This is a genomic window from Streptomyces sp. NPDC029956 (genome assembly GCF_055574655.1).
Window position 1 is genome coordinate 153,467 of the sequence record NZ_JBVHZJ010000012.1, and the last position, 23,353, is coordinate 176,819.

At 73.2% G+C, this 23,353-nt stretch carries 24 protein-coding genes, 1 pseudogene and 1 riboswitch; of the genes and pseudogenes, 15 read left to right on the forward strand and 10 right to left on the reverse strand.

The window, feature by feature from the left end:
* Window positions 1-193: 193 nt before the first annotated feature.
* Entirely contained in the window at window positions 194-1,363 is a 1,170-nt protein-coding gene (locus tag ACZ4XX_RS12680; protein WP_468507924.1) for an alpha/beta hydrolase family protein, read from the forward strand.
* 49 nt (window positions 1,364-1,412) lie between these two features.
* Here the strand turns inward: ACZ4XX_RS12680 and ACZ4XX_RS12685 are convergent, their stop codons facing one another.
* From ACZ4XX_RS12685 to ACZ4XX_RS12700, 4 genes are all read right to left on the reverse strand, one after another.
* Complete coding sequence (locus tag ACZ4XX_RS12685; protein WP_468507925.1) at window positions 1,413-1,997, reverse strand: nucleosidase; 585 nt, start codon at window positions 1,995-1,997, stop codon at window positions 1,413-1,415.
* A gap of 66 nt (window positions 1,998-2,063) precedes the next feature.
* Window positions 2,064-2,273, reverse strand: a complete 210-nt coding sequence (locus ACZ4XX_RS12690) for a DNA-binding protein (RefSeq protein ID WP_073905549.1) — start codon at window positions 2,271-2,273, stop codon at window positions 2,064-2,066.
* A 62-nt stretch (window positions 2,274-2,335) separates the two neighbouring features.
* Window positions 2,336-3,742, reverse strand: a complete 1,407-nt coding sequence (locus ACZ4XX_RS12695) for a VWA domain-containing protein (RefSeq protein WP_468507926.1) — start codon at window positions 3,740-3,742, stop codon at window positions 2,336-2,338.
* Window positions 3,739-4,608, reverse strand: a complete 870-nt coding sequence (locus ACZ4XX_RS12700) for an AAA family ATPase (RefSeq protein WP_468507927.1) — start codon at window positions 4,606-4,608, stop codon at window positions 3,739-3,741. Before ACZ4XX_RS12700 ends, ACZ4XX_RS12695 begins: the two co-directional genes overlap by 4 nt.
* A 236-nt stretch (window positions 4,609-4,844) precedes the next feature.
* On the opposite strand from ACZ4XX_RS12700, the gene ACZ4XX_RS12705 reads away from it, so the two are divergent.
* Together ACZ4XX_RS12705 and ACZ4XX_RS12710 are read left to right on the forward strand one after the other, a co-directional pair.
* Window positions 4,845-6,182 carry a PP2C family protein-serine/threonine phosphatase gene (locus tag ACZ4XX_RS12705; protein WP_468507961.1) on the forward strand — a complete coding sequence of 446 codons (1,338 nt, stop codon included), beginning with the start codon at window positions 4,845-4,847 and terminating at the stop codon, window positions 6,180-6,182.
* A gap of 136 nt (window positions 6,183-6,318) precedes the next feature.
* The gene (locus ACZ4XX_RS12710) at window positions 6,319-6,684 is read left to right on the forward strand and encodes a luciferase domain-containing protein (protein ID WP_468507928.1); all 366 of its coding nucleotides are present in this window, start codon (window positions 6,319-6,321) and stop codon (window positions 6,682-6,684) included.
* Window positions 6,685-6,748: 64 nt separating this feature from the next.
* Here the strand turns inward: ACZ4XX_RS12710 and ACZ4XX_RS12715 are convergent, their stop codons facing one another.
* Complete coding sequence (locus ACZ4XX_RS12715) at window positions 6,749-7,264, reverse strand: PaaI family thioesterase (RefSeq protein ID WP_468507929.1); 516 nt, start codon at window positions 7,262-7,264, stop codon at window positions 6,749-6,751.
* A gap of 112 nt (window positions 7,265-7,376) precedes the next feature.
* Here ACZ4XX_RS12715 and ACZ4XX_RS12720 point away from each other — a divergent pair, with 112 nt between their 5' ends.
* From ACZ4XX_RS12720 to ACZ4XX_RS12740, 5 genes are all read left to right on the forward strand, one after another.
* Entirely contained in the window at window positions 7,377-7,850 is a 474-nt protein-coding gene (locus ACZ4XX_RS12720) for a winged helix-turn-helix transcriptional regulator (RefSeq protein ID WP_468507930.1), read from the forward strand.
* A 141-nt stretch (window positions 7,851-7,991) separates the two neighbouring features.
* On the forward strand, window positions 7,992-8,909 hold the full coding sequence (locus ACZ4XX_RS12725; RefSeq protein WP_468507931.1) for a YhjD/YihY/BrkB family envelope integrity protein: 918 nt from the start codon (window positions 7,992-7,994) through the stop codon (window positions 8,907-8,909).
* Between the two features lie 167 nt (window positions 8,910-9,076).
* Window positions 9,077-10,348, forward strand: coding sequence for a sensor histidine kinase (locus ACZ4XX_RS12730; protein ID WP_468507932.1), 1,272 nt, complete (start codon window positions 9,077-9,079; stop codon window positions 10,346-10,348).
* On the forward strand, window positions 10,345-11,028 hold the full coding sequence (locus ACZ4XX_RS12735) for a response regulator (RefSeq protein WP_468507933.1): 684 nt from the start codon (window positions 10,345-10,347) through the stop codon (window positions 11,026-11,028). Before ACZ4XX_RS12730 ends, ACZ4XX_RS12735 begins: the two co-directional genes overlap by 4 nt.
* 157 nt (window positions 11,029-11,185) lie before the next feature.
* Window positions 11,186-11,695 (forward strand): NUDIX domain-containing protein, encoded by a 510-nt coding sequence (locus ACZ4XX_RS12740; RefSeq protein WP_468507934.1) that lies wholly within the window; start codon window positions 11,186-11,188, stop codon window positions 11,693-11,695.
* An 85-nt stretch (window positions 11,696-11,780) separates the two neighbouring features.
* Here the strand turns inward: ACZ4XX_RS12740 and ACZ4XX_RS12745 are convergent, their stop codons facing one another.
* Window positions 11,781-12,302, reverse strand: coding sequence for an AMIN-like domain-containing (lipo)protein (locus ACZ4XX_RS12745; protein WP_030317007.1), 522 nt, complete (start codon window positions 12,300-12,302; stop codon window positions 11,781-11,783).
* A gap of 216 nt (window positions 12,303-12,518) precedes the next feature.
* On the opposite strand from ACZ4XX_RS12745, the gene ACZ4XX_RS12750 reads away from it, so the two are divergent.
* Together ACZ4XX_RS12750 and ACZ4XX_RS12755 are read left to right on the forward strand one after the other, a co-directional pair.
* The gene (locus ACZ4XX_RS12750) at window positions 12,519-12,731 is read left to right on the forward strand and encodes a hypothetical protein (RefSeq protein WP_467718726.1); all 213 of its coding nucleotides are present in this window, start codon (window positions 12,519-12,521) and stop codon (window positions 12,729-12,731) included.
* A gap of 121 nt (window positions 12,732-12,852) precedes the next feature.
* Complete coding sequence (locus tag ACZ4XX_RS12755; protein WP_468507935.1) at window positions 12,853-13,350, forward strand: peptidylprolyl isomerase; 498 nt, start codon at window positions 12,853-12,855, stop codon at window positions 13,348-13,350.
* A gap of 336 nt (window positions 13,351-13,686) precedes the next feature.
* Here the strand turns inward: ACZ4XX_RS12755 and ACZ4XX_RS12760 are convergent, their stop codons facing one another.
* From ACZ4XX_RS12760 to ACZ4XX_RS12770, 3 genes are all read right to left on the reverse strand, one after another.
* Complete coding sequence (locus ACZ4XX_RS12760; RefSeq protein ID WP_468507936.1) at window positions 13,687-14,526, reverse strand: NAD(P)H-binding protein; 840 nt, start codon at window positions 14,524-14,526, stop codon at window positions 13,687-13,689.
* Window positions 14,527-14,635: 109 nt separating this feature from the next.
* A complete protein-coding gene (locus ACZ4XX_RS12765; protein WP_189834187.1) occupies window positions 14,636-14,884 on the reverse strand; it encodes a type B 50S ribosomal protein L31 in 249 nt (82 codons plus the stop codon).
* 111 nt (window positions 14,885-14,995) lie between these two features.
* Window positions 14,996-17,629, reverse strand: coding sequence for a SpoIIE family protein phosphatase (locus ACZ4XX_RS12770; RefSeq protein WP_468507937.1), 2,634 nt, complete (start codon window positions 17,627-17,629; stop codon window positions 14,996-14,998).
* A 159-nt stretch (window positions 17,630-17,788) separates the two neighbouring features.
* Here ACZ4XX_RS12770 and ACZ4XX_RS12775 point away from each other — a divergent pair, with 159 nt between their 5' ends.
* From ACZ4XX_RS12775 to ACZ4XX_RS12790, 4 genes and pseudogenes are all read left to right on the forward strand, one after another.
* A complete protein-coding gene (locus tag ACZ4XX_RS12775) occupies window positions 17,789-18,553 on the forward strand; it encodes an alpha/beta fold hydrolase (RefSeq protein ID WP_468507938.1) in 765 nt (254 codons plus the stop codon).
* Window positions 18,554-18,949: 396 nt separating this feature from the next.
* Window positions 18,950-19,075, forward strand: a pseudogene (locus tag ACZ4XX_RS12780) (universal stress protein); the annotation flags it as partial.
* 198 nt (window positions 19,076-19,273) lie between these two features.
* Window positions 19,274-19,870: an LURP-one-related family protein gene (locus ACZ4XX_RS12785; RefSeq protein ID WP_468507939.1), complete on the forward strand. Its 597-nt coding sequence runs from the start codon at window positions 19,274-19,276 to the stop codon at window positions 19,868-19,870.
* A 118-nt stretch (window positions 19,871-19,988) separates the two neighbouring features.
* Window positions 19,989-21,278, forward strand: a complete 1,290-nt coding sequence (locus tag ACZ4XX_RS12790) for a phosphoribosyltransferase family protein (protein WP_468507940.1) — start codon at window positions 19,989-19,991, stop codon at window positions 21,276-21,278.
* On the opposite strand, the gene ACZ4XX_RS12795 is transcribed toward ACZ4XX_RS12790, so the two are convergent.
* Complete coding sequence (locus tag ACZ4XX_RS12795) at window positions 21,272-22,153, reverse strand: LysM peptidoglycan-binding domain-containing protein (RefSeq protein WP_468507941.1); 882 nt, start codon at window positions 22,151-22,153, stop codon at window positions 21,272-21,274. The genes ACZ4XX_RS12790 and ACZ4XX_RS12795 overlap by 7 nt on opposite strands.
* A 5-nt stretch (window positions 22,154-22,158) precedes the next feature.
* Window positions 22,159-22,342, reverse strand: a riboswitch (cyclic di-AMP (ydaO/yuaA leader).
* Between the two features lie 341 nt (window positions 22,343-22,683).
* Here ACZ4XX_RS12795 and ACZ4XX_RS12800 point away from each other — a divergent pair.
* Window positions 22,684-23,286 (forward strand): DUF6197 family protein, encoded by a 603-nt coding sequence (locus tag ACZ4XX_RS12800; RefSeq protein WP_468507942.1) that lies wholly within the window; start codon window positions 22,684-22,686, stop codon window positions 23,284-23,286.
* Window positions 23,287-23,353: the final 67 nt, after the last annotated feature.

A 23,353-nucleotide genomic window follows, 5' to 3' on the forward strand; every position in this document is an offset into this window, starting at 1 on the left:
CGCGCTGTCAAGACCGTTCCGGGAGATGGGCGGGCGGACGGGCGCGGGCGGCACGGGAGTTCGCCCGTGACGTCGGCACGTGGCCGGGATCCGGGGCCGTTTCACCCGGGCCGCGCGCGTACATCTCTGGTCTGACGGCACATGGGCCCCCAGCAGGACGCGAGGTGACGGCGGGGACTTCTAGCGTGTCCTCATGATCCGATTCACCCGGGCGGCCGTCGCCGCCCTCCTCGTCTGCTCCGTCGCCTTACCCGCCGGTGTGGCCACCGCGGCCACTCCCGACGTGCCGCCGCCGTCGGCCGCGCAGCCGGCGAAGACCGCCACGCTGCCCGTGCCCACCGGGCCGTACTCCGTCGGAAGCACCGTCCTCCCGCTCGTCGACCGGTCCCGCACCGACCCGTGGGTTCCCACCGCCGACGGACGCGCGCTCATGGTCACCGTCCACTACCCGGCGGCGGGCCCCGGCGGCGGCCGCCCCGCCCCGTACGCCACCCGGGAGGAGGCGCGACTGCTCGCCGAGCAACTCGGGCCCGGCGTCTCGGGCGAGGTCCTCGCCCGTACGCGCACCCACAGCAGGACCGACGCACGGCCCGCCCCGGGCCGCCGCCCCCTGGTCCTGCTCTCACCGGGCTTCAGCGTCTCCCGCTGGACCCTCACCCATCTCGCCGAGGACCTCGCCTCCCGCGGCTACGTCGTCGCCTCCGTCGACCACGCGTACGAGTCCTACGGGATCAGCCTCCCCGGCGGCCGCACCCTCACCTGCGTCGCCTGCACGGCCCTCGACGAGGGAGGTGTGCACGGCAGCGTGGTCACCTCGACGCGCGCCGCCGACGTGCGGTACGTCCTGGACCGGCTCACCGGGCCCCGGCCCGTGTGGAAGCACGCCGACGTGATCGACGCCCGCCGGATCGGCATGGCCGGCCACTCCATCGGCGGGGCGAGCGCGGCCTCCGCGATGGTGGCCGATCCGCGCGTCGACGCCGGGATCAACATGGACGGGTCCTTCTGGGAGGACCTGCCGGCTGACGGCCTGCGCGGCCGCCCGTTCATGATGCTCGGGACCCACGACGCCATGCACCTGCCCGGGGGGACGGACACCACCTGGGACCGGACGTGGAACGGTCTCGACGGGTGGAAGCGCTGGGTCACCGTGGCCGGCTCCGAGCACTTCACGTTCTCCGACGGACCCGTGATCTCGCGCCACTTCGGCCTGCCGCAGCCCGAGCTGCCCACCGACCGCGCCGTCGCCGTCACCCGGACGTACGTCGCCGCCTTCTTCGACCAGCACCTGCGGGGACTCCCGCGGCCGATCCTCGACGGGCCGTCCCCGGCGAACCCGGAGGTCCACTTCCAGCACCGCTGACCGCCCGGAGCCCGGCGGCCGTCACACGGCGGCCGCCGGGGTGGTCCACTCAGACGCGGTACGGGGTGTTCGCCGCCGCCCAGTCGGCGAGAACCCGCGCGCACTCGGCGACCGATTCACGCCAGGTGCGCGCGGCGCCCTCCCCGGCCTCGTCGCTCACGTGCTTCACCATCCGCAGCGGCACCCCGGCGATCCCGGCGGCGTGCGCGAGGGCGTATCCCTCCATGTCGACGAGAGCGGCCTGCTCCGCGAGCCGGGCGCGGGCGGCCTCGTCGGAGATGAACGTGTCCCCGGTCGCCAGGACCGTGTCACCGCCGTCCGGGAGCGTCAGCGGCGCGCCGTACGACTCGCCCGTCAGCGTGGCGAGCAGCCGGCCGTCGAAGTCGTGCTGCACCACGGTGCCGATCACATGGGTCCCGGTCATGCCGGGACGCAGCGCCCCCGCCGTACCGAGGTTCACGATCCCGGACGGCCGCGGGCCGCGGCCCAGGGCGAGCGCGAGAGCGGTCGCCGCGTTCACCTTGCCCATGCCGGTCAGCAGCACCGGCAGGTCCGTGTCCAGGAACTGCGCCTCCTCCTTGACGGCGAGGACGAGCAGCGGACGGTCGGCGGCGATCTCTCCCAAGAGTTCCATGGGGGTCACGCTAGTTCGCGTCGCCTTCCCCCGTACAGCCGAGGTCCCGCCGGGCGCGACGGGACCTCACCGCAGCGACAGACCGCGCTCCGCGAGCTCCTCGCCGAGCACGCGCAGCGCCTTCGGGCCCACACCGTGCAGGGCGGCGAGTTCGGCGGCGGGAACCCCGTCGAGCTGATCGAACCGGGTGTACCCGGCCGCGGCGAGCGCACGGGTGGCGGGCGCGCCGATGGCGCGGGGGAATTCCGTCTCGGGACGGTCGGATCCGGTGGCCATGGAGCGATGGTGCCATGCGAGGGAGGGTTCCGGCCCGCTCCCCGCCCCTGCGCCGCGCGCGGTCACACGGGCAGCAGGCGACCGATCAGAGCCCCCAGCTGGCGGGCGTTCCGGCACGGCCGCATCTCGACGAGCCCCGCGTAGGCCGGGGCCACCGAATCGCCCGTTCCCCACAGCGAGGGCTGCTCGGGGTTGAGCCAGTGGACCCGGCGAGCCCGGTCCGCGATCCGTCTCAGCGCCGCGAGGTTCGGGTCGGAACCGTTGGTGCGGGCATCCCCGAGGACGAACACCACGGTCCGCGGGCCGAGGGCATCGGCGTACCGGTCGGCGAACTCGCCCAGGGCCGTCCCGTAGTCGCTCTGCCCGTGCCACCCGGTCAGCTCCGCCTCCGCGAGGATGCGATCGCCGAGCCCGGCCGGATCCGCGGAACCCCGGGCGACCAGCCCCGTCACCTCGTCCACCCGGTTGACGAAGGCGAACACGCGCACCCGGCTGAACTGGTCGTGCAGGGCCTGCACCAGCAACATCGTGAACTGCGCGAAACCGGCCACCGACCCGGACACGTCGCACAACAGGACCAGCTCCGGCCGCCGTGGAGGCCGTCGGCGCAGCACCGGCCGCACCGGCACGCCGCCGGTCGACAGCGAGCGGCGCAGCGTCCGCCGCAGATCGATCTCCCCGCGCGACGCCCGGCGCCGACGGGCCGCGAGCCGGGTGGCCAGCTTCCGCGCCAGCGGCCGGACCGTACGACGCAACTCGTCCAGCTGCGCCCGCCCGGCGAGGAGGAAGTCGACGGTGTCCGCCGTGCCCGCGACCGCGCGGCGTGCGACCCGGTCGCGGCCCTGGCGCTCGGCCACCCGCCGCCGGGCCTCGGTCCGCACCCGCTCGCGGAAGGCCTCGATGCGGCGCCGGATCTCGTCGTCGAGCAGCCGCTCGGTGAACTCGGGCTCCTCCGGTCCGGGCGCGGCCCGGAGCCGCTCCCGCACACGGGCCAGCAACGTCTCGGGGCGCAGCCGGGACAGCGTCCGGTACGAGGACCAGCCGTCCGACCCGGGACCGGAGCCGTAGCCGCCGAGACCGCCCACCGCCTCGGCGGCGAGCCGGTCGAGGGCCGCGCCGTCAGCGGTGGTGAGGGCCTCGGCGAGCCGGTCGCGCAGGGCCGCGAGATCGGCCGGGGCGTTCTGGTGCGTCTCCCCGGCCCGGGTGTGGCCGAGCGGGAAGTACAGGTCGAAGACGCGGTCGAACACCGGGCGCTGCGCCTCGCCGTGGAGCAGGGTCGCGGCGAGGGCCTCGCGTACCCGCTCCCGGTCGCTGAAGCCGACGGCCTCGACGGCGTGCCCGGCGTCCACCGTCTCGCCGGTCCCGATCCCGAATCCATGGGCACGCAGCGCCCCGACGAGACCGGTGAGGCGGGTGGCGGCCGTCGCCGGCGCGGCGGCGGTGTCCACGTCGTCGACGGAGCGGCTCACACCGCGTCCAGGTCGAGCTTGGCGCCGGCCCTCACGATGTCGTCCTGGTGCTTCAGCAGGACGCCCAGGGTCTCGCGTACGACCCGCTCGTCCAACCGGTCGGCGCCGAGCGCGAGCAGCGTACGGGCCCAGTCGATCGTCTCCGAGACGGACGGCACCTTCCGCAGGTCCATCGCCCGCAGCGCCCCGACGACCCGCACCACGGAAGCGGCGAGGGCGTCGTCGAGGCCGGGGACCTTGAGGGCGACGATCCTGCGCTCCAGCTCCTCCTCGGGGAATCCGATGTGCAGGAAGAGGCAGCGGCGGCGCAGGGCCTCGGAGAGCTCACGGCTCGCGTTGGAGGTGAGCACGGTGAACGGGCGCCGGGTCGCCGTGATCGTCCCGAGTTCGGGAACGGTGATCTGGAAGTCGCTGAGGACCTCGAGGAGGAGGCCCTCCACCTCGACGTCGGCCTTGTCCGTCTCGTCGATGAGGAGCACGGTCGGCTGGTCGGAGCGGATCGCGGTGAGCAGCGGGCGGGGGAGCAGGAACTCCTCGCCGAAGATGTCCGTCCGCGTCTCGTCCCAGGACTCGCCCCGCCCGGCCGTGATCCGCAGGAGTTGCTTGGCGTGGTTCCACTCGTACAGCGCGCGGGACTCGTCGACGCCCTCGTAGCACTGGAGCCGGACCAGGCGCGCGCCGGTGACCTCGGTGACCGCCTTGGCCAGCTCCGTCTTCCCGACGCCGGCCGGGCCCTCGACGAGGAGCGGCTTGCCGAGGCGGTCGGCGAGGAAGACGGTCGTCGCGACGGCGGGTGAGGCGAGATAGCCGGTCGCGGCGAGCCGGTCGGCGACGTCGTCGACGGAGCTGAAGAAACCGGTCGTCATGGCTTGTCCCCCCGGGGAGCGAAATCTCGTACTGGCCAGTAGCCTCTGCTGTACTTGATCAGATCCAGGCACCGCCGCACAACCGTCCCGCGCAAGGTCCGTGCCGCGCGCGGGGCGCCGCCCGCTGGTGCAATGAGGGGACCGGGTATGCCACCCGGGGGCCGCGCGGCGGTGGAGGTGTCGTGGCGGAACGGGAAGCGGAGCAGGAAGAGGCACTCCTGACCAGGGTGCGGGCCATGGAGCAGGCGGTCGGCGAGATCGGTACGACGCTCGACGAGACGAGCACCTGCCGCGAACTGGCGGCCTTCGCGGCCCGGCAGCTGCGCGCTTCCACCACGGTCGACCTTCTCGCGGAACAGGGTGCCCCACCGCGGCGCGCGGCCCACGCGGGGCCGCCGGAGCCGTGGGGTCCCACGGGCCGGGCCGACGGGGCGACGACGGCGCCCGTCATGGCCGCCGAGCCGACGGGCGATCGCCCGGTCAGGGCGTCCGGGGTGGATGCGGAGGGTGACCGCCGGGTCGCGGGGTCCGGGGTGGATGCGGAGGGTGACCGCCGGGTCGCGGGCTCCCGGGTGGAGACGGAGGGTGACCGCCCGGCTTCGGGATCCGGAGTGGAGGCGTCCGGTGGGGCCGAGGCGGCTCCCGGGGCCACCGCCCCGCCGGGCGGGAACGGGGGCGGCGGACCCGCCACCCACAGGCTCTCCCTCCCCCTCGCCGTCCATGACGAGGACGCGCTCGGGACGGTCACCCTGACCCGTACCGGCGGCACGCCCTTCTCCGGTGACGAGATGGCCCTCGCCCGCCACGCCGCCCGACTCGCGGCCCGGCATCTCGGCCACGCCCGTCGTCTCGCGGCCGCCGAGGACGCCGCGCTCCACCTCCAGCGCGCCCTCGTCGCCGAGCCCGGACGGCCGCACCCCAATCTGGAGATCGCCGGCGGCTACCTGCCCGCCGGACCCCGCGCCCTCGTCGGCGGGGACTGGTTCGAGACCGTACGGCTCCACTTCGGCCGCAGCCTGCTCGTCGTCGGCGATGTCATGGGGCACGGCCTCGACGCGGCCGTCGACATGAACGCCTACCGCTCCGCACTGCGCGAGGTCGCCGCGACCGACCTGCCCCCGCACCGGGTGCTGCGCCACCTCGACTCCGTGGTCGCGGAGGACGACGCCCGCCGCCCCGCCACCGTCCTGCTCGTCCGGGTCGACCCGGCCCGCGGCACCGCGACCTTCGCGAGCGCCGGGCACCTCCCGCCCGTCGTGTTCGGCGCCGAAGGCTCGGCCGAACTCGTCGACCTCCCCGTCGGCCCGCCCCTCGGCACCGGCGTCGGAGGCTATGAACCGGCCACGCGTCCGCTCCGGCCCGGCGACACCCTGCTGCTCTTCACCGACGGACTCGTCGAACGCCGCGGCGAGGACATCGACGACTCCCTGGCCCGTCTCGCCGCCCTCAGGCTTCCCCGGGACTCCGGGCCGGGCCGGGTCGTCGACGAGGTGCTCCGCCGCCTCGGCGCGCACGGAGCGGAGGACGACGTGGCCGTCCTCGCGGCCCGCATCCGCGCGCGTGCACACCAGTGACACAGGGTCACATCCATCCCACGGAACGCCGTGACACACGGTCACACCACCCCCGTCTCCAGCATGTTTCGGCTCCGAGCGGGATTCTTCCGGCCGGACGCTTGTGCGCGGCCCCGGGGCCCGGCACGCTCCTCGTATGAACACGGCCAGGCATGCCAGTGAACGTCTGATGAGCTGGCCCTCGCTGACCCCCGGCCGCGCCCATTGCGGCGCCGAGCTCGGACTGGGAACGGCGACGCACGAGATCGTGCATTTCCACGGCGAACACGAGGCCGACGTCCACCTCACCCGTGCCATGGTCGCGAAACTGCGCCCGGCCCTCCTGGGGTCGAGCGCGGTCCGTCTGCGCGCCGGATCGGGGTGGGTGACGGTCCGTCTGGACATGGGGTCGGACATCGACCTGCTCGCCACCCTGGTGAGCGCCGCCCTCCAGGCCAACGGCGTGCCGGACGTCGCTCCGGACGGCTGCACCCGCACCCTCCCGGTCTTCGGACTCCGCTGACCGCGCCGGGGGCGGGGCCGCACGGGACCGAGACCGGTCCTGTGCGGGCCCTGCCCGGACGGCTCTACGCGCGCGTGCTCCCCGAACCTCCCGCGGGGACCGGGAACAGCATGCACGTGCTGGTCGCGTGGGCGAGCAGCCGGTCCTCCGCGTCGTACAGGCCCGCCTCCGCGAGCGCCGTCCGGCGCCCGCGCGAGATGACCGTGCCGATGGCCCGCACCTTGCCCGTGTCGATTGTGATCGGCCGGAGGAACCTGGTCGACAGGTCGAGCGACGTGTACGCCGTGCCCAGCGGGAGCGTCGAGTGGACCGCGCAGCCGGCCGCCGAGTCGAGCAGGGTGGCGTAGACCCCGCCGTGCACACTGCCGATCGGGTTGTAGTGCTCCTCGCCCGGCTCGAGGGCGAACACCGCGCGACCGTCCTCGACCTCCTCGAGGCCGAAGCCGAGGAGTGCGGCGATCGGGGGACCGGGCAGGCGTCCCGCCACCATCTCCCGCAGGAAGTCGAGGCCCGCCATCGTCCCGGCGGCCCGTGCGGTGGCTCCGGCGTCCTCCCACTCGACCGTGCGCGACCGCCCCATGACCACTCTCCGCCCGACGTGGCCGGCTGACTCCCAGCTGGCTCTGTACTGCGAAGCTAGCTGTCCTGAAAGCTGACTGTCAACGACACAGTCAGGTGGCTACAGTGTGACGATGAAGTGGCTGGAGACGGACACGGAGAACTGCCCGGTCGGCCGCGCCCTGGAGCTCGTGGGCGAGAAGTGGACCCTGCTGATCCTGCGCGACGCCTTCAACGGCGTCCGCCGCTACGACGAGTTCCGTCGGCACCTCGGACTCTCCGAGGCGGTGCTCGCCGACCGGCTCCGCAAGCTGGTCGCGGCCGGCCTGCTGCGGGCGGAACCGTACCGGGAACCCGGTTCCCGGACCCGGTACGAGTACCGGCTCACCCGCAAGGGCGTCGACCTCTGGCCCGTGCTCCTGGCCCTGAAGCAGTGGGGTGACACCCACGCAGGGGAGCCGGAGGGTCCGGTCCTCGACATCCGGCATGCCGACTGCGGCGCACCCGTCCGTGTCGTCGTCCAGTGCGAGGGCGAGGAACGGGCCACCCTGGCCGCCCGCGACGTCACCGTCCGCCCCGGCCCCGGCGCCCGCCCGCTCATCCCCTGACAACCGGCATGGCAGCCTCCCGGGCGATCCCCTGACATCCGGCCGGGCAGCCCCTTCGCGGACCCGTGATCCTCCCGCCGCGGCACCCGTTCGGCCGCACCCCTGCGATGTCCTGCCTCCCAGCCGGGTACCTCACGAGGCATGCCCTCCACACCCGGTCCGCCGTACGACGGTGCCCCCGCCGAACACGGCCCCGAGCACGGCCGAGAACACGACCGCGAACACGGTCATGCACACGGCCACTGGTTCCAGCGACTTCACACCCGCGTCCTCGTCTCACCCGTCGGGCTCGCCTGGAACCGCGGCCGCGCCATGGAACTCATGCACCGCGCCATGGGCTTCGCGGCGCTCAGCCTGCTCACCCTCGTGCCGCTCCTCATCGTCGTCGCCGCGGCCGACCTCGCCAGCGGCCAGGGCTTCGCCCGCTGGCTCGTCCAGGGCCTCGGCGTCTCCGAGGTCTCCGAAGAGGAGGTCGAGCGGCTCTTCGGCCAGCCGGGACAGGCCCTGCAACGCACCACCGCCTTCGGCCTCGCCGCCCTCGCCGCCTTCGGCGTCACCTTCGGATCCGCCGTACAGACCGGGTACGAGAGGGCCTGGGACCTCCCCACGGCCCGCTGGCACACCATGTGGCGGCACGTCGTCTGGCTGGCTGTCCTCGTCGCCTGTCTGCTCCTGTTCGTCGCCACCCCCGCCCCGGCCGAATCCCCGGCCATGATCACCGCGCTCGTCGCCCTGGGCGATCTGATCGGCACCTTCCTGTTCTTCTGGTGGTCGCAGCGGTTTCTGCTCTGCGGCCGGATCCGCTGGCGCGCCCTCGCCCCGGGAGCCGTCCTGACCGCGCTCGGCCTGCTCGGGCTGCGGATCTTCTCCCAGCTCGTCTTCTCCCCGCTCATCGCCTCGAACGCGGTGACGTACGGTCAGTTCGGCACCGTCCTGGTCCTCCAGTCGTGGCTCGTCGGCGTCGGCTTCGTCGTGTACGGAAGCGCCCTCGTCGGCCGCCTGGTCCACGAGCGCCTGCTCGACCGTCGCCTGCGCCGCGACGTCCCGACCGGCGCCTGACCCCGCCCCAGCGGCCCGTCCCCTCCGTGTGGCCCGTCCCCTTTCCGAGTGGCTCGACCACTCCGACCGGCCCGACGCCCGGACCCGCCCCGGCGACCGTCCTGTCACCCCTGGTCGTACACCCGGGGACCGATGACCGCCGCCCCGACTCCCTTTACGATCACCGCATGTCCGCCACCCCGTCAGCGCCGTTCCTCAGGAGAGTCACCCCCGGCCGGTGGGCGGCGATCGCCTGGCTCGCGGGCCTGCTCTTCACCGCCCTCCTGCGCGTCCGGCTGCCGGGCCAGGAAGAGGCCGACGTCGTCGCCGGGGTGGTCTTCCTGCGCTGGGACGGCGTCACCATGATGCTCGTCGCCACCGCCCTCGCCCTGCGCGGCAGCACGCTCCTGACCCACCGACCGGCAGCGGCCCTTCGGCATCTCGTCGGGGCGGCGGTCGTCGCCAGCACCCCGCTCAGCGTCACCGCCATCCCCTTCGCCCAGTACCTCGCCGTGGACGTGGCCCTCTGCACCATCGCCGCCACCCGACCGCCCCGGGAGGCGAACCGGGCCCTCGTGGTGTCGTTGGGCACGCTGGCCGCCTACCTCGCCGTCCGGGTGCTCGCGGGCTGGAGCGCGGGCACCACGAGCACCCTCGCCGTCGCCCTCACCGCCGCCATCGCCTGGCTGCTCGGCCGCTCCGAGCAGCAGAGCCGGGCGTACGCCGAACAGGCCCGCGCCCAGGCCGCGGCACAGGCCGTCACCTCGGAACGGCTCCGTATCGCCCGCGAGATGCACGACTCGGTCGCCCACAGCATCGGCATCGTCGCCCTCCAGGCCGGCGCCGCCCGCCGCGTCATGGACCGGAAGCCCGAACAGGCCCGGCAGGCCCTCACGGAGATCGAGACGGCGAGCCGCGAGACCCTGGCGGGACTGCGCCGCATGCTCGGCGCGCTGAGAACCGAGGCGGCCGCCGAGCCGGGAGCGCCCGCCGCCGACGGCACGGGGCTTCCCGAGATGCCGGGCCTCGCCGTACTCGACCGCCTCGCCGAGGTCACCGCGGCGGCGGGCGTCCGCGTCGCCGTCCGCCGGGTCGGAGCGCCACGAGCCCTGCCGCAGGACATCGACCTCTCCGCGTTCCGTGTCGTCCAGGAGTCCGTCACCAACGTCGTACGGCACTCGGGCGCCGACTCCTGCACGGTGACCGTCGACCAGCAGGACCCCGAGGCCCTCGTCGTCTCCGTGGAGGACCGAGGCCCCGGCCCGCACCGGGACGGCGACCGGGGCCGGGACCGGAACCACGACCACAGGACCGCCCCCGCCGGGTCGGGCTACGGACTCGTCGGAATGCGGGAGCGCGTCACCCTGCTGCACGGAGACTTCGACGCGGGTCCCCGCCCGGGCGGCGGATTCCGCGTCACCGCCCGCCTTCCCCTTCCCACAGGAGCCACCCCCCGATGACCGACACCACCACCACCGAGGGGACCGTCCGGGTCGTCCTCGCCGACGACCAGCCTCTCGTGCGCACCGCGCTCCGGATGGTCATGGGCGACACCACCGATCTCGTCGTCGCGGGCGAGGCGGCGGACGGCGCCCAGGCCGTGCGCCTCGTGGAGGAGACCGGCGCCGACGTCGTCGTCATGGACCTGCGCATGCCCGGGACGGACGGCATCGAGGCGACCCGCCTCATCACCGAGGGCCCCACCGGTGCCCGGGTGGTCGTGCTCACCACGTTCGACGACGACGACCACGTCTACGGAGCGCTCCACGCGGGCGCGTCCGGCTTCCTGGTCAAGGACATGGCCCTCGACGACATCCTCGCCGCCGTCCGCGTCGTGGCCTCCGGCGACGCCCTCATCGCCCCCAGCGTCACCCGGCGCCTCATCAAGGAGTTCACGGACCGCCCGCGGACCGCCCCCGCCGCGCCCCGCCGCCGGGCGGAAGGGATCACCGACCGCGAGCGAGAGGTGCTCACCCTGGTGGGACGCGGCCTCTCGAACACGGAGGTCGCCGCCGAACTCCACATCAGCGTCGCCACGGCCAAGACCTATGTGACCCGGCTGCTCGCCAAACTGGACGCACGCGACCGCGTGCAGCTGGTCATCATCGCGTACGAGGCGGGGCTCGTCTCCGCGACCTGACGCCGGACCTCCGAGGGGGGCGACCTGACAGACCATGGCCCGGACCGGCGGGAAATCGATCACACGATCCGGTGATCCACCCCGGAGCGGCCCGGTACCGCCGCCCGGACCGCTTGGATGAGGGTGATCCCATCGGCCCGTCGAGAGAGAGCCGCCCATGGCGAACATCTGGCTGCCGCCCGTCGAGTACGTCGCGACCCTGCCGAGAGCGACGGCGTACGCCTGCCTCTACTTCACCGACACGAGAGGCCGCCCCCTCCAGCTGCGCGCCAGCTACGACACCGAGCTGTGGCAGTGGCCCGGCGGGAACATGGACCCGGGGGAGACCCCCTGGGAGACGGCGGTGCGCGAGTGCCACGAGGAGACCGGGATCACCTTCTCCGGCGAACCGCGCCTGCTCGGCACCCACTTCGTCACCGACCGGGGTGAGGACTGGCCCGCCAACCACATCGGCTTCGTCTTCGACGGCGGTGAGCTGACGGACGAGCAGATCGCCGGCGTCGTCCTCGACCCCGAGGAGCACAGCGAGTACCGCCTGCGCACCCTCGACGAGTGGGAACGGGAGATGGAGCCGCGCGAGTTCGCCCGCCTGGCGGGCACCGACCGGGCCCGCAGGACGGGCGTCCCGTTCTACCTGGAGACAGGCTCCGAAGGGGACCGGGCCTGATCGGAAGGAGGCGCCCCAGGCGTACGCGGCAGGAGCACGGAAGTGGGGGCGGCCTTCCGGACGGCCCCACCTCCGGCCGGGCCCCTCAGGCCCTGCAGCCCACCGGGTGGGCGATGTCGACCACGAAGCGCTCCGGCGAGTGCAGCCGGAAGGTCTTGTAGACGGGTTTGGTGTCGAAGGCGGCTCCGATGGTGACCACACCCTCGAAGTCGCCGGTCAGGGCGACCCCCTTGAGCGCGGGCAGATGGATCTTCAGCAGCCGGGGTCCCTGGTAGACGGACTTTCCGGCGTCGTCGTGGGCGGCCGCGGGGGAGAGGCGGATCTCCAGGAACTGCTTGCCCGCCAGCGGAACCCGCTGGCCCGAGCCGTCGTAGTGCAGCGCTCCGACCTGGTGCACCGTGACCGGGGGCATGGCGCCCCGTACGTCGATCACGAGCCGGTCGAAGGTCGCGTGGCCGCCCCAGCGGGCGTTGACGACGAGAGCGGTGGCCTGCGTCGACGAGCTCGGGGACGGGGCGTTCGTGGCGCCGGCCGGGATCGTGGCGCCGATCCCGGCGGTCAACAGGATTCCCGCGGCGACGGCCGCGAGGGTGTGACGGTGATGCATGACGTCCCCCAATTTCTCCTGCTCCGGGGACAGTGGTGTCACTGAAAGAGACACTCACCCAAACCATATGGTTCCACCTGATAAGGGGTGAATGTTCGCCGCGGGGAACGCGTGCGCGGGCGAGCGTGCGTGCGAGCGCGATGGGCGGCGGGCATGCCGCCCGTCCGGATCCGGCGCAGCCCGTAACTCCTCGGCCGCTCAGCAGTTGACCAGGGCATGAAGAAGCGCAGCATGCTCGCCATCGCCTCCCTCGCCGCAGGCGTCGTCACCGCCCTCGTCACGCCTCCGCCGCAGGCCAACGCCGCCGAGAGCCCCCTGGGCGGCACGACCGGTCTCCTCCAGGAGGACCAGGGAGTCGACACGGTCCTCGACACCGTTCAGGGCGCCCAGAGCACCCTTCCCGCTCCCGGCGCGGGCGGGCTGCTCTGACCCGTGCCACCCGCGACGACCGGTGCCCCGCGCCCCCGACGGGCCGCGGGGCACCGGCGCGCCGTGACACGGAGGGGCGGCCCGTGCGCGCGCCGTGCGTGACTAATGACAGGATGTCCCCATGAGCGACAACGTTTACTTCGACATCACCATCAACGACGAGGCCGCGGGCCGGATCGTGTTCCAGCTGTTCGACGAGGTCGTCCCCGAGACGGCCAAGAACTTCCGTGAGCTCGCCACCGGCGAGCACGGCTTCGGTTACGCCGGCTCCCCGTTCCACCGCGTCATCCCCCAGTTCATGCTGCAGGGCGGCGACTTCACCCGTGGCAACGGCACCGGCGGCAAGAGCATCTACGGCGAGAAGTTCGCCGACGAGAACTTCAAGCTGAAGCACGACCGCCCGTTCCTGCTCTCGATGGCCAACGCCGGCCCGAACAGCAACGGCTCGCAGTTCTTCATCACCACGGTCGTCACCGACTGGCTCGACGGCAAGCACGTCGTCTTCGGCGAGGTCGTCGAGGGCCAGGACCTGGTCAGGAAGATCGAGGGCCTCGGCTCCCGTTCCGGCGCCACCTCCGCGGCCATCAAGGTCTCCGAGTCCGGCATCGTGAAGGCCTGATCGCCTCTCCGAGCCGAGCCGACCCCAGCCGAGCCGAGTCGAGGGCGCCGCGCGCCCTCGCTCGACCCACCCGGCCGGGGCGGGGACGCGTCCGAGCGACGCGCGTCCCCGCCCTCGCCGAGGTTCTCCGGCGGCTGCCTGATCAGCCGTCCACGCGCGGGCCCCACCCGCACGTGAGCCGCGCCCGGCCCCCGTACGCGGGCCGCCCGGGCCGTACGTGAATCACCTGCGGCCCGTACGCGAGCCACGCCCGGCCCGCGGAGAAGCCCCTGCCCCGTGAGTCCGTGTGGGACCTCCGGGCGCGCCCGGTACGCGAGCCGCGTCCCGCGCCGTCCCTCAGGTGAAGGCGGGCGCGTTCCGCTCCGCCCACGCCGCGAACGGTCGCGGCGCCCGGCCCAGGACACGCTCCACATCGGGACTCACCCGCTGCTCCTCCGCGCTGGGCTCGCCCATCACCGACAGCATCCCGTCGACGGCCTCCTCCGGCAGGAACCGCACCAGCCGGGAGCGGGCCTCGCCCGCGCTCAGCGCCACGAACGCGACCGGGTCGCCCACCACCCCGGCAAGTGCCCGCACCTGCTCCCGCGGTGACACCGCCACCGGCCCGGTCAGAACGTACGTCCGGCCCCCGTGAGCCGCCGGGGAACGCAGCGCCTCCGCCGCGACGCCGGCGATGTCCGCCGGGTCCACCACCGGCAGCGCCACATCGGCGAACGGAGCCGCCACCGTGCGCGCCGAACGGACCTGCTCGGCCCAGAGGAAGGCGTTGGAGGCGAAACCACCCGGCCGCAGCACGGTCCAGGCCAGCCCCGACTCCCGTACCGCCGTCTCGAACGCACGTAGTACGTCGTGCGACACCGAATCGGCCCGCGTTCCCACCAGCTGCGAGGACTGGAACACGATCCGTCGCACCCCGGCGGCCACCGCCGCCGCGACGATCTCGCGCGGATCCAGCTCGTCCCCGAGACCCGCGACGAGCAGGTACACCGCCTCCGCACCCTCGAACAGCCCCTCGAGACCGTCCACATCGGCCAGGTCCCCCTGCCGGTGCGTCACGCCTGCGGGCAGCCCCTCGACCGGCCGGCGGCTGACCGCCGTCACCGTCTCACCGGCCGCGGCAAGCAGCTCCACCAGCGGTCGTCCGACGTTTCCGGTCGCTCCGGTCACCACGATCACGTAATTCCCCTCCAGGGAGTCATCGGCGGAGCGCGAGCGCCCCGCCGTCTTCGTGACCTCATCCTGGAAGGCGAACCGGCCATCTCCTGGCCAGTTTCACGGAGGTGTGTCAGCTCTCCTCGCCGAAGCGCCGCTCGAACTTGGCGATCCGGCCCTCGGAGTCCACGGTCCGCGCCGTTCCCGTGTAGAAGGGGTGGCTCTCGGAGGAGATCTCGACGTCGATCACGGGGTACGTGTTGCCGTCGTCCCACTCGATCGTCCGGTCGCTGGTCGCCGTGGACCGGGTCAGAAAGGCGTACCCGGCCGTGCGGTCACGGAAGACCACCGGGCCGTACTCGGGCTGCTTGTCCTGCTGCACGTGTCCTCCTCGGGCTCGCGCCCTGGCTCGTCCGGCCTGATCGGCACGGCACCCCCAGCCTCCCCGCGCCCACGGTGACCGACCAGCGCCACGGGCCCGACCGGGTGACCCTCACTCGTGTTCCGCCCAGCGCGCTGCGAGCAGCAGGGCGATGTCGTCCGCGCGGGACGTGACCTGCCGGGCGTCCCGGATCACCCGGTCGGCGGCTTCTGCGAGCGGCAGCGAGGTGGTTGCCGCGAGTGCCCGACGCAGCAGCTCGATCCCGTCGTCGATGTCCTGGCCGGGCTTCTCCACGAGCCCGTCCGTGAACAGCGCGAGTACCGCACCGGGGTCCAGGCGCAGCCGCGTCACCGGATACGAGGCGCGCATGTCGATCCCGAGCACCATCCCGCCCGCCAGCTCCACCCGCTCCGTCCTCCCGTCCGGGTGCAGCAGCAACGGCGGCGGATGCCCGGCCCGCACGGCCCGCAGTTCCCCCGACTGCGGATCGAGGAGTACGTAGCAACAGCTCGCGAACTGCCCGGGATCCAGGTCGATGAGCAGCCGGTTGGTCCCCCGCATCACGTCCTGCGGCCGATGGCCGGCCAACGCGAAGGCCCGTACGGCGCTGCGCAGCTGACCCATCGTGGCCGCGGCCGCCACCCCGTGGCCCTGGACGTCGCCGATGACGAGCGCGAGACGTCCGTGCCCCGCCTCGATGACGTCGTACCAGTCCCCGCCGACGTCCATGCCCTGCGTCCCCGGCAGGTAGCGGCCCACGGTGTCCACGCCGTCCCGGACGAGCAACCGGTGCGGGAGCAGCGCGTCCTGGAGGCCGCGTGCGACCGCCGACTCCGTGTCGTACCGCTGCGCCCGCTCCAGGGCCTGCGCGATGAGGCCCGCGAGCGCCGTGAGGACGGTCCGTTCCTCGGAACTGAACCCGCGGGGCCGGTCGAAGCCGAGGATGCAGGAGCCGACCGGTCTGCCCGATGCGATCAGCGGCAGGAACGCCCGTGCCCCCGAGTTCGCGTCCAGCGGCAGATCCGGATACCTGCGGCCCAGCTGCTCCATCGACTCGAAGAACAGCGGCCTGCCCGTCGTGAGGGTCTCCACGCCGGGCACGTGCGAGTCCAGGGCCACGCCGTTGAAGGGTTCGAGGAAGCCCGGTGGGAAACCCGTCTCCCAGGCCAGATACAGCCGGCGGTCGCTCAGCAGGTAGATGGCCAGCTGCCGCCCGCCGAACGCAGGCAGCAGTTCCTCCGTCACGACCGCCGACACCTGACGGGCCGTCACCGCCTCGGACAGCGCGATCGCCAGGGCCACCGGCCGGTACAGGGCCGAGACCCGGTCGTCGGGCAGGGAGAGGGTGTCCTCCTTCGGTCCGCCGGTCGTGGGGGCGAGGGCCCGGCCCGGATCGTTCTCCGGCACCAGGACCATGGTCACGCCGTCCCGCCCGGGATGGAGGGAGACCGAGAGCCACTGACCCGGCTCCGGCCGGGCCAGGAAACGCACCGGATCGCCGGAGAGCATCGCGGCGCGGAGCTGCTCCTCGTGGAACGGGAGGCCGAACCAGGGCAGGGCCTCCCACAGCGGCCTTCCCGCCAGGGCCCCGCGGGGGCGGCCGAGCAGCCGCTCGGTGCGCTCGTTGACGTAGGTGACGCGGCCGAGGCGGTCGATCGCCAGGATCGCCCGGGGGAGCCGGTCGGTGGCGTCGGAGCCGATCAGACCGGTCCCGAGGTCGACGAGGGTGCAGGTGAGCCGCAGACCGGTCCTGACGCCGCCGATGCCGAGTCGTGGCGCCGCCTCCCCTCCTGTGCCCGGAAGGGTGCCGGCGCCCGTGCCTGTGCCTATGACGGTGCCTGCGGCCGTACCCGCGCTGGGCGTCGTGGCCGGCGAGGCCTTGTGCGCCCGCGTGGAGACCTCCAGCAGGTGCAGACCGCCGTCCGGACCCTTCAGGCGGATCCGGCGCACCACCGGCCGCCCGTCCGGCCCCGTCGCCTGCCGGGCCGCCGCCCACAACGCGTACCCGTCCTCCGGCTCCAGGAGCGCGGTCAGGACGTCGATCGGGCACGGCGAGGGCACGTCCGCGCCGAGGATCGCCAGGAGCCCGGGATCGAGCGTGACCATGCCGGTGTCGAGGTCCCACTCGAAGGAACCGAAGCGGACCGGGGGCGCGCCCGAGGTGGAGAGCTGGACGCACACCGGGTCGCCCGGCCATTCGAGTGTCGTCCCCCGGCGGGCCAGCTCGGCGAGGGTCTCGCCGAGGTGCAGCGCGCCCCGCGTCATCCGGTTCCGGTCGCGGGTGTCCACCGGGACCCCGGGGGTCGGCGCCCGCAGCGCCACGAGGACCCCGAAGCGTTCGCGACCTGCGACGACGGGCGCGTACAGCGAGGCGAAGGGGAACGGCAGGCTGGCCACGAGCTGCGGAAACCGTCGCATCGCCTCCTCGACGTCATGGAGGTGGACGGACTGTCCGGAGCGATGGACCTCGGCGACCGGGAACGGCCGGTTCGTGTGCATGCGAAACCACGGGCGGAACAGAGGACCCGGCAGCCCCACCAGGGCCGCCATCCGCAACAGTCCGGGTGTTCCGGATCGCAGGTACACCCCGCCCGCGTAACCGCCCACCTCGTCGACCGCCCGCAGAGCCGCCTCGGCGAGCGTCCAGGTCAGAGCGCCCGAAACCGGCCCGTCGGCAGCTCCATTCCCGGACGGACGCCCGGTGCTGCCCGCCGGGCCGGGGCCGGTCGTGCCGTGCGAGGTCACACAGCCAGGATGCGCCTCACCGGAAAGCCACCGCATCCCGGACCCGTTCCCCTCACGCGCCCGAACAGGAGTGGTGTTGACCGCACGCGTCCGTACCGTCACACTCGGTCGTCGACCGGCGCCGCAGGGCGCTACACCACCTCATGACCAGGGGGCAGGATGACGGGCCGGGTTCTTCCGTACGAGGTGCAGGGCGAGGGCCCGAGGCGGGCCCTCCTGCTCCACAACTGGTTCGGCGACCGCACCAGCTTCGCTCCGCTGCGAGCCCATCTGAACGATTCCTCCGGCTCCTACGCCTTCGTCGACTGCCGTGGCTACGGCGAGGCGCTCGACCACGCGGGCGCGTACACGATGGAGGAGGTCGCGGCCGACGCGTTCGCGGTCGCGGACGACCTCGGCTGGGACTCCTTCTCCGTCGTCGGGCACTCCATGGGAGGCAAGGCCGCGCAGCTGATGCTCCTCGACGCCCCCGACCGCGTCCGTTCGATCATCGGGATCTCACCCGTCTCGGCGGCCGGGTTCCCCATGGACGGGGACACCTGGGAGCTCTTCGCCGGCGCCGCCGAGGAGGCGGGCAACCGGCGCGCGATCATCGACACCACCACGGGCGGGCGCTACGACGACGCCTGGCTGAGCACCCTCGTCGAGCGGTCCCTCCGGCGTTCCTCGCCGACGGCCTTCCGCGCCTATCTGGACTCCTGGTCGCGCACGGACTTCCACGAGCGCGTCCGCGACAACCCGGCCCCCGTACTGCTCGTCGTCGGCGCCCACGACCCGGCGCTCGGCGCCGAGGCGATGGAGGCGACCTGGCTGCGCTGGTACCCCAACGCGCGTCTGGAGGTCCTCAAGGACGCGGGCCACTACGCGCCCGAGGAGACCCCGCAGGCGCTCGCCGAGGCCATCGAGGCCTTCCTCGCCGCCTGACGCGACCTCGGGACCTTCCGTGGTGCCACCGGGGACTTCGGTCCCGGGTGGCACCCCGGGCCGCCGGGCACCCGGCCCATGAAGGGTGGGTGAGCGCACCGGCCGGAGGAGCGGAGGGGCGGGAGACGGCGGAGCAAGGCGAGCGGGAGCGGGGCGGGGTCGTGCGGGGCGGCGACGAGGGACGTCGCGGCGAGAACCCTCACGGTCAGGTTCAGGGTGAGGGTCAGGGCACGGACGGAGGCCGGGGTCCGGCTGCGGACCGGGCTCCGGGCGAAGGGCGTCAGGAAGGCCGGGGCCGAGACGGGGACCGGTCCCGCTCCCGCTCCCGGTCCCGGTCCCGGTCCCGGAACCGGGACAGGGACAGGGGAGCGTGCTGGTCGGTGTCGACGGCTCCGAGTCCGCGCTGGGGGCCGTGGCGGATTCGCGGGCCTGCTGCTCGGCTCGGTCAGCCAGGCGCTGCTCCACCATGCCGACTGCCCGGTCGCGGTGGTGCGAGGAGAGACCGTGGAACGGTCCGGCTGACGTCGCGGTCGGCGCCGGCGGTCCCCGGACGGTCCGCCGTCGCCGGTTCGGCGCCCCTTCGGAAGGTCATCCGAACGTCGACGGAGGCGACGACTTTCGAGGACAGCGGTGCGGCCCCTCGACACCGGATCATCGTGCTCACGACCTCATGGGGCGGGTCCACCACCGGCCCGCCCACGACCAGCAGGAGCACGTTCGATGGGCCTCGCGCAGACGCAGCACCGCTTTCTCGTCCGGCAGAAGGTGACGCCCATGGCCAACCGCTACCTCGTGCACACGGCGGGAGCGGACGGCGAGGAGGGCGAACTCGTCGCCTTCGCCCACCAGAAGAGGCTGGCGTTCAAGGAGCACGTCACCTTCTACACCGACGAGTCCCGGCGCCAGGTCCTCTTCAGCTTCAAGGCTCGCCAGGTGATCGACCTCGGCGCGACCTACGACGTGCACGGAGCGTCCGGCACCCGGCTGGGCGGCTTCCGCAAGAACTTCGGCGCCTCCCTGCTCCGCAGCACCTGGCATCTGAGCAGCGAGGGCGCCGAGGGGGAGACGACCGGGCAGGAGCGGAGCGAGGGCCTCGCGCTGCTGCGGCGTGCCTGGGAGTTCCTGCCCTTCACCGACCTGCTTCCCTTCGTCGTGCCGTACCACTTCGACTTCACCGAGTCGGGCCGTGCGGTGATGTCCGTCGAGAAGCTCTTCGGTCTCCGCGACCGGTACGTGCTCGACATAGCGGACCCCGAGCTCGACCGGCGGCTCGCGATAGCCCAGGCCGTGGCCCTCGACGCCCTCCAGTCCCGCTGACGCCCCGCTCACCCACCCGTCGGGGAAGGGGCGTCTTACCCTGGAGGGACGGGCGGGGGACGGGGCTCGGTGCTCCTCCCCGAGCCCGGAGCCGTGCAGGCGGAAGGACGGGCGGGCCATGTTCTTCAGTGATCGCACCGACGCCGGTCGGCAGCTGGCCGCCCGGCTCGGCCATCTCAAGGGCCATGAGGTCGTGGTGCTCGGTCTGCCGCGTGGTGGGGTGCCGGTGGCGGCCGAGGTGGCCGATGCCCTCGACGCACCGCTCGACATCTGTCTGGTACGGAAGCTGGGGGTGCCCCAGCAGCCGGAGCTGGCGATGGGCGCACTCGGCGAGGGCGGCGTCCGGGTGGTGAACGAGCGGGTGCTCCACGAGGCCGGGGTCGGAGCGCGTGATCTGGCCGCGGTCGAGGAGCGCGAGCACGCCGAGCTCGATCAGCGGACCCGCCGCTATCGGGGCAGCAGGCCGTCCGTGCCCCTGGAGGGCCGAACGGTCCTGGTCGTGGACGACGGTCTCGCCACAGGCGCCACGGCGCTGGCGGCCTGCCGCGTGGTACGGGCGAGGGGCGCCGCCCGGATCATCCTCGCGGTGCCGGTGGCGCCCCGCGGCTGGACGGCCCGGCTCGGCGGCGAGGCCGACGAGACGGTGAGCGTGCACGCGCCGGAGCTGTTCTACGCGATCGGACAGTTCTACCGGGACTTCACACAGACCTCGGACGCGGAGGTCCTCGCCTGTCTGGACCGGATCCGCGCCGCGCACGGACCGGTCGTCCAGGACGCGGACGTACGGATCCCCGTCGCCGACGGTGTCACGCTGGCCGGACGGCTCGCGGTGCCCGAGGGCGCCACCGGCATCGTCCTGTTCGCGCACGGCAGCGGGAGCAGCCGACACAGCCCCCGCAACCGGGCGGTGGCGGGGGCGCTGAACCGTGCGGGACTCGGAACGCTGCTGTTCGACCTGCTCACCGAGGTCGAGGCGGTCGACCGGGCGCATGTCTTCGACACCCCGCTGCTGGCCGGCAGGCTCGCCCGCGCCACGGAGTGGCTCGCCGGGCGACCGGAGAGCGAAGGTCTTCCGCTGGGCTACTTCGGGGCCAGTACGGGAGCGGCCGCCGCGTTGTGGGCGGCGGGCGACCTCGCGTCCTCCGTGGCCGCCGTCGTCTCACGCGGTGGTCGGCCCGACCTCGCGGCCGACCATCTGGCGCGGGTCGAGGCCCCGACGCTGCTCGTGGTCGGAGGCCGGGACGCGCTGGTCCTGGACCTCAACAGGCGGGCCGAGTCCCTGCTGCGCTGCGAGAGCCGGCTGGAGGTCGTGGAGGGCGCCACGCACCTCTTCGAGGAGCCTGGCGCCCTGGAGGAGGTGGCGGAGCTCGCCACCTCCTGGTTCACCGGGCACTTCCGGGATCAGTAGGCGCCGTTGACGTTGTCGATGGAGCCGTAGCGGTCGGCCGCGTAGTTGCAGGCGGCGGTGATGTTGGCGATCGGGTCGAACAGGTCCATCGACGTGCCGGGCACGTGATAGGCCAGGAAGGTCGGCTCGATGACCTGGAGCAGACCCTTGGAGGGGGTGCCGGCCACGGCGTTGGAGTCCCAGAGGTTGATGGCCTGGGGGTTGCCGGAGGACTCCCGCATGATGTTGCGGTGGATCCCCTCGTACGAGCCGGGGATGCCGCGCTGGGCCATGATGTCCAGCGACTCGCGGATCCATCCGTCGAGGTTGTTCGCGTACGGGGTGGCGGCGACGGGCGCGGCCTTGACCGGTGCGGCGGCAGCCGCGGGAGCGGCGGCCGAGGCGCCCGTGCCGGCGGCGGCGGCCGGGGCGGCGCTCCGGCGCTCGGAGCGGTTCGCCCGTTCGGTCGTGACGGCCTTCTCCGCCTGTGTGGGAGCGGCCTTCACGGAATCCCGACGAAGCGTCAGTTCAAGGCCCGGGTGAATGAGTGACGGGTTGTCACCCACGGCGCTCTTGTTGGCGCGGTAAAGGTTCTTCCAGCCGCCCTGAATTCCCTTCTTCTGGGCGATCAGGGAAAGCGAGTCGCCACTGACGACCTTATAGGTGCGCGCCGCGGCAGGAGCGGCGGGAGCCTTGGTGGCGGCCTTCACCGCTGCCGGAGCGGCGGCGGCGGTGATGGCCTTGGCGGCGCTGTGCGGGGCTCCGGAAACGGGCGCGGCGCCGGCCACGGCCGGGGCGATCAACGGCAGGGCGAGTGCGGCTCCGCCCGTGCCGACGAGCGCGAGTCCACGGGAGACGGGGCGGCGGGGGCGGCGGTGCTTACCGTGAGCAGGCATGACGGGATTCCTCTCCGGCGCCTTCGGGGTGAGCTGTCGGGTTCGGACTGGAGATGTCCGGCCGCGCGCACGCGGCTTCACCCCGAGCCGTTCCGGAATCCGGGTCGGCGTATTCGTGGGTCCCCCGCTCCTGCCGTCGGGTGAAAGGGAGGTATTTCGAGCGGTGGCAGGATTCGGCGATCCGCTCGAATGGAGGTGACCGTAGGCCAGTAATGCGATGGAGAACAAGAGGATCTGTGTCCAGGGGGCGGTGAAAGGATCACCGAATTCATGGAATTCAAGATCGAAGGTGTCTCCGCCGCATCGAACTTCCTTGGCCCGTACGGCCTGCGCGGAAACTGATCACCGGGGAGTCCCCGGAAAAGTGAGTCGCATCACCAGGTGTGTGATGTCCGAATGGGGGCGGTAATTCTCTTTATGGTGGAGTGGGCGATAAGAACCCGTTCGGCGGTGCGGGCACTCAAGGGCATAAGTAGCAAAACCGACATTCCTCGTGAACGATGGAGTACCCCGACCGAGGAGCCGCCCGGATGTCGCCCTCCGCCTCCCTGCTCAACCCCGAGACCCTCGACCGTGAGGCCGCCGCCCTCTACGAGAGCGCCACCTGGCAGCGGATCGTCACGGACTGGGCCGAGCCACCGGTGCCCGCACCCGCCGTGGAGAGCTGGCGCGACCTGCTCTCCGTGCCGGTGGAGCGGCTCGTGGCCGACGCGCTCGACGCGCTGCCCCCGCCCCTTCCCGCCGAGCGCCGGCTCCCCGGCCGGATCGGAGCCGCTCTGCCCGACCGGCTGCACGCCTGGCGCCGTATCGGCAGGCCCGAGCTGCGGCCCTCGGTCCACCTCGGCTACGCGCGTCTCGTGCTGACGGAATGGGGCTGGCAGAACGCCCCGTACAAGCTGCGCGACGTGCGCGGGGCCCGGTGTGTCTGCGGTGCGCTCCTCGCCGCGCACCGCCTCGGCCACGGCAGCACGACGACGATGAACGAGGCGGCCGCCTGGATCATGGCCGAGCTCCGCTCGCGGGGGTGGCACGAGCTGATCGGGCCGTGGAACCGCGCCCCGGGCCGTACGGCCGAGGAGGCGGTGGCCCTCGTCGACGCCGCGATCCACCGCGCGGCGCACGCCGGACGCTGACGGGCCGCCCGCCGGTGCGGCTGGTGCGGGACGACGGTGAGGCACCCGCCGCCCCGCACCGGGAGGG

What these genes read in the sequence shown, in the direction of transcription:
- ACZ4XX_RS12680 (WP_468507924.1), top strand. Translation starts at nt 194, where the DNA reads ATGATCCGATTCACCCGGGCGGCCGTCGCCGCCCTCCTCGTCTGCTCC.
- ACZ4XX_RS12685 (WP_468507925.1), bottom strand. Translation starts at nt 1,997, where the DNA reads ATGGAACTCTTGGGAGAGATCGCCGCCGACCGTCCGCTGCTCGTCCTC.
- ACZ4XX_RS12690 (WP_073905549.1), bottom strand. Translation starts at nt 2,273, where the DNA reads ATGGCCACCGGATCCGACCGTCCCGAGACGGAATTCCCCCGCGCCATC.
- ACZ4XX_RS12700 (WP_468507927.1), bottom strand. Translation starts at nt 4,608, where the DNA reads ATGACGACCGGTTTCTTCAGCTCCGTCGACGACGTCGCCGACCGGCTC.
- ACZ4XX_RS12705 (WP_468507961.1), top strand. Translation starts at nt 4,845, where the DNA reads ATGGAGCAGGCGGTCGGCGAGATCGGTACGACGCTCGACGAGACGAGC.
- ACZ4XX_RS12710 (WP_468507928.1), top strand. Translation starts at nt 6,319, where the DNA reads ATGAACACGGCCAGGCATGCCAGTGAACGTCTGATGAGCTGGCCCTCG.
- ACZ4XX_RS12715 (WP_468507929.1), bottom strand. Translation starts at nt 7,264, where the DNA reads ATGGGGCGGTCGCGCACGGTCGAGTGGGAGGACGCCGGAGCCACCGCA.
- ACZ4XX_RS12720 (WP_468507930.1), top strand. Translation starts at nt 7,377, where the DNA reads ATGAAGTGGCTGGAGACGGACACGGAGAACTGCCCGGTCGGCCGCGCC.
- ACZ4XX_RS12725 (WP_468507931.1), top strand. Translation starts at nt 7,992, where the DNA reads ATGCCCTCCACACCCGGTCCGCCGTACGACGGTGCCCCCGCCGAACAC.
- ACZ4XX_RS12730 (WP_468507932.1), top strand. Translation starts at nt 9,077, where the DNA reads ATGTCCGCCACCCCGTCAGCGCCGTTCCTCAGGAGAGTCACCCCCGGC.
- ACZ4XX_RS12735 (WP_468507933.1), top strand. Translation starts at nt 10,345, where the DNA reads ATGACCGACACCACCACCACCGAGGGGACCGTCCGGGTCGTCCTCGCC.
- ACZ4XX_RS12740 (WP_468507934.1), top strand. Translation starts at nt 11,186, where the DNA reads ATGGCGAACATCTGGCTGCCGCCCGTCGAGTACGTCGCGACCCTGCCG.
- ACZ4XX_RS12745 (WP_030317007.1), bottom strand. Translation starts at nt 12,302, where the DNA reads ATGCATCACCGTCACACCCTCGCGGCCGTCGCCGCGGGAATCCTGTTG.
- ACZ4XX_RS12750 (WP_467718726.1), top strand. Translation starts at nt 12,519, where the DNA reads ATGAAGAAGCGCAGCATGCTCGCCATCGCCTCCCTCGCCGCAGGCGTC.
- ACZ4XX_RS12755 (WP_468507935.1), top strand. Translation starts at nt 12,853, where the DNA reads ATGAGCGACAACGTTTACTTCGACATCACCATCAACGACGAGGCCGCG.
- ACZ4XX_RS12775 (WP_468507938.1), top strand. Translation starts at nt 17,789, where the DNA reads ATGACGGGCCGGGTTCTTCCGTACGAGGTGCAGGGCGAGGGCCCGAGG.
- ACZ4XX_RS12785 (WP_468507939.1), top strand. Translation starts at nt 19,274, where the DNA reads ATGGGCCTCGCGCAGACGCAGCACCGCTTTCTCGTCCGGCAGAAGGTG.
- ACZ4XX_RS12790 (WP_468507940.1), top strand. Translation starts at nt 19,989, where the DNA reads ATGTTCTTCAGTGATCGCACCGACGCCGGTCGGCAGCTGGCCGCCCGG.
- ACZ4XX_RS12795 (WP_468507941.1), bottom strand. Translation starts at nt 22,153, where the DNA reads ATGCCTGCTCACGGTAAGCACCGCCGCCCCCGCCGCCCCGTCTCCCGT.
- ACZ4XX_RS12800 (WP_468507942.1), top strand. Translation starts at nt 22,684, where the DNA reads ATGTCGCCCTCCGCCTCCCTGCTCAACCCCGAGACCCTCGACCGTGAG.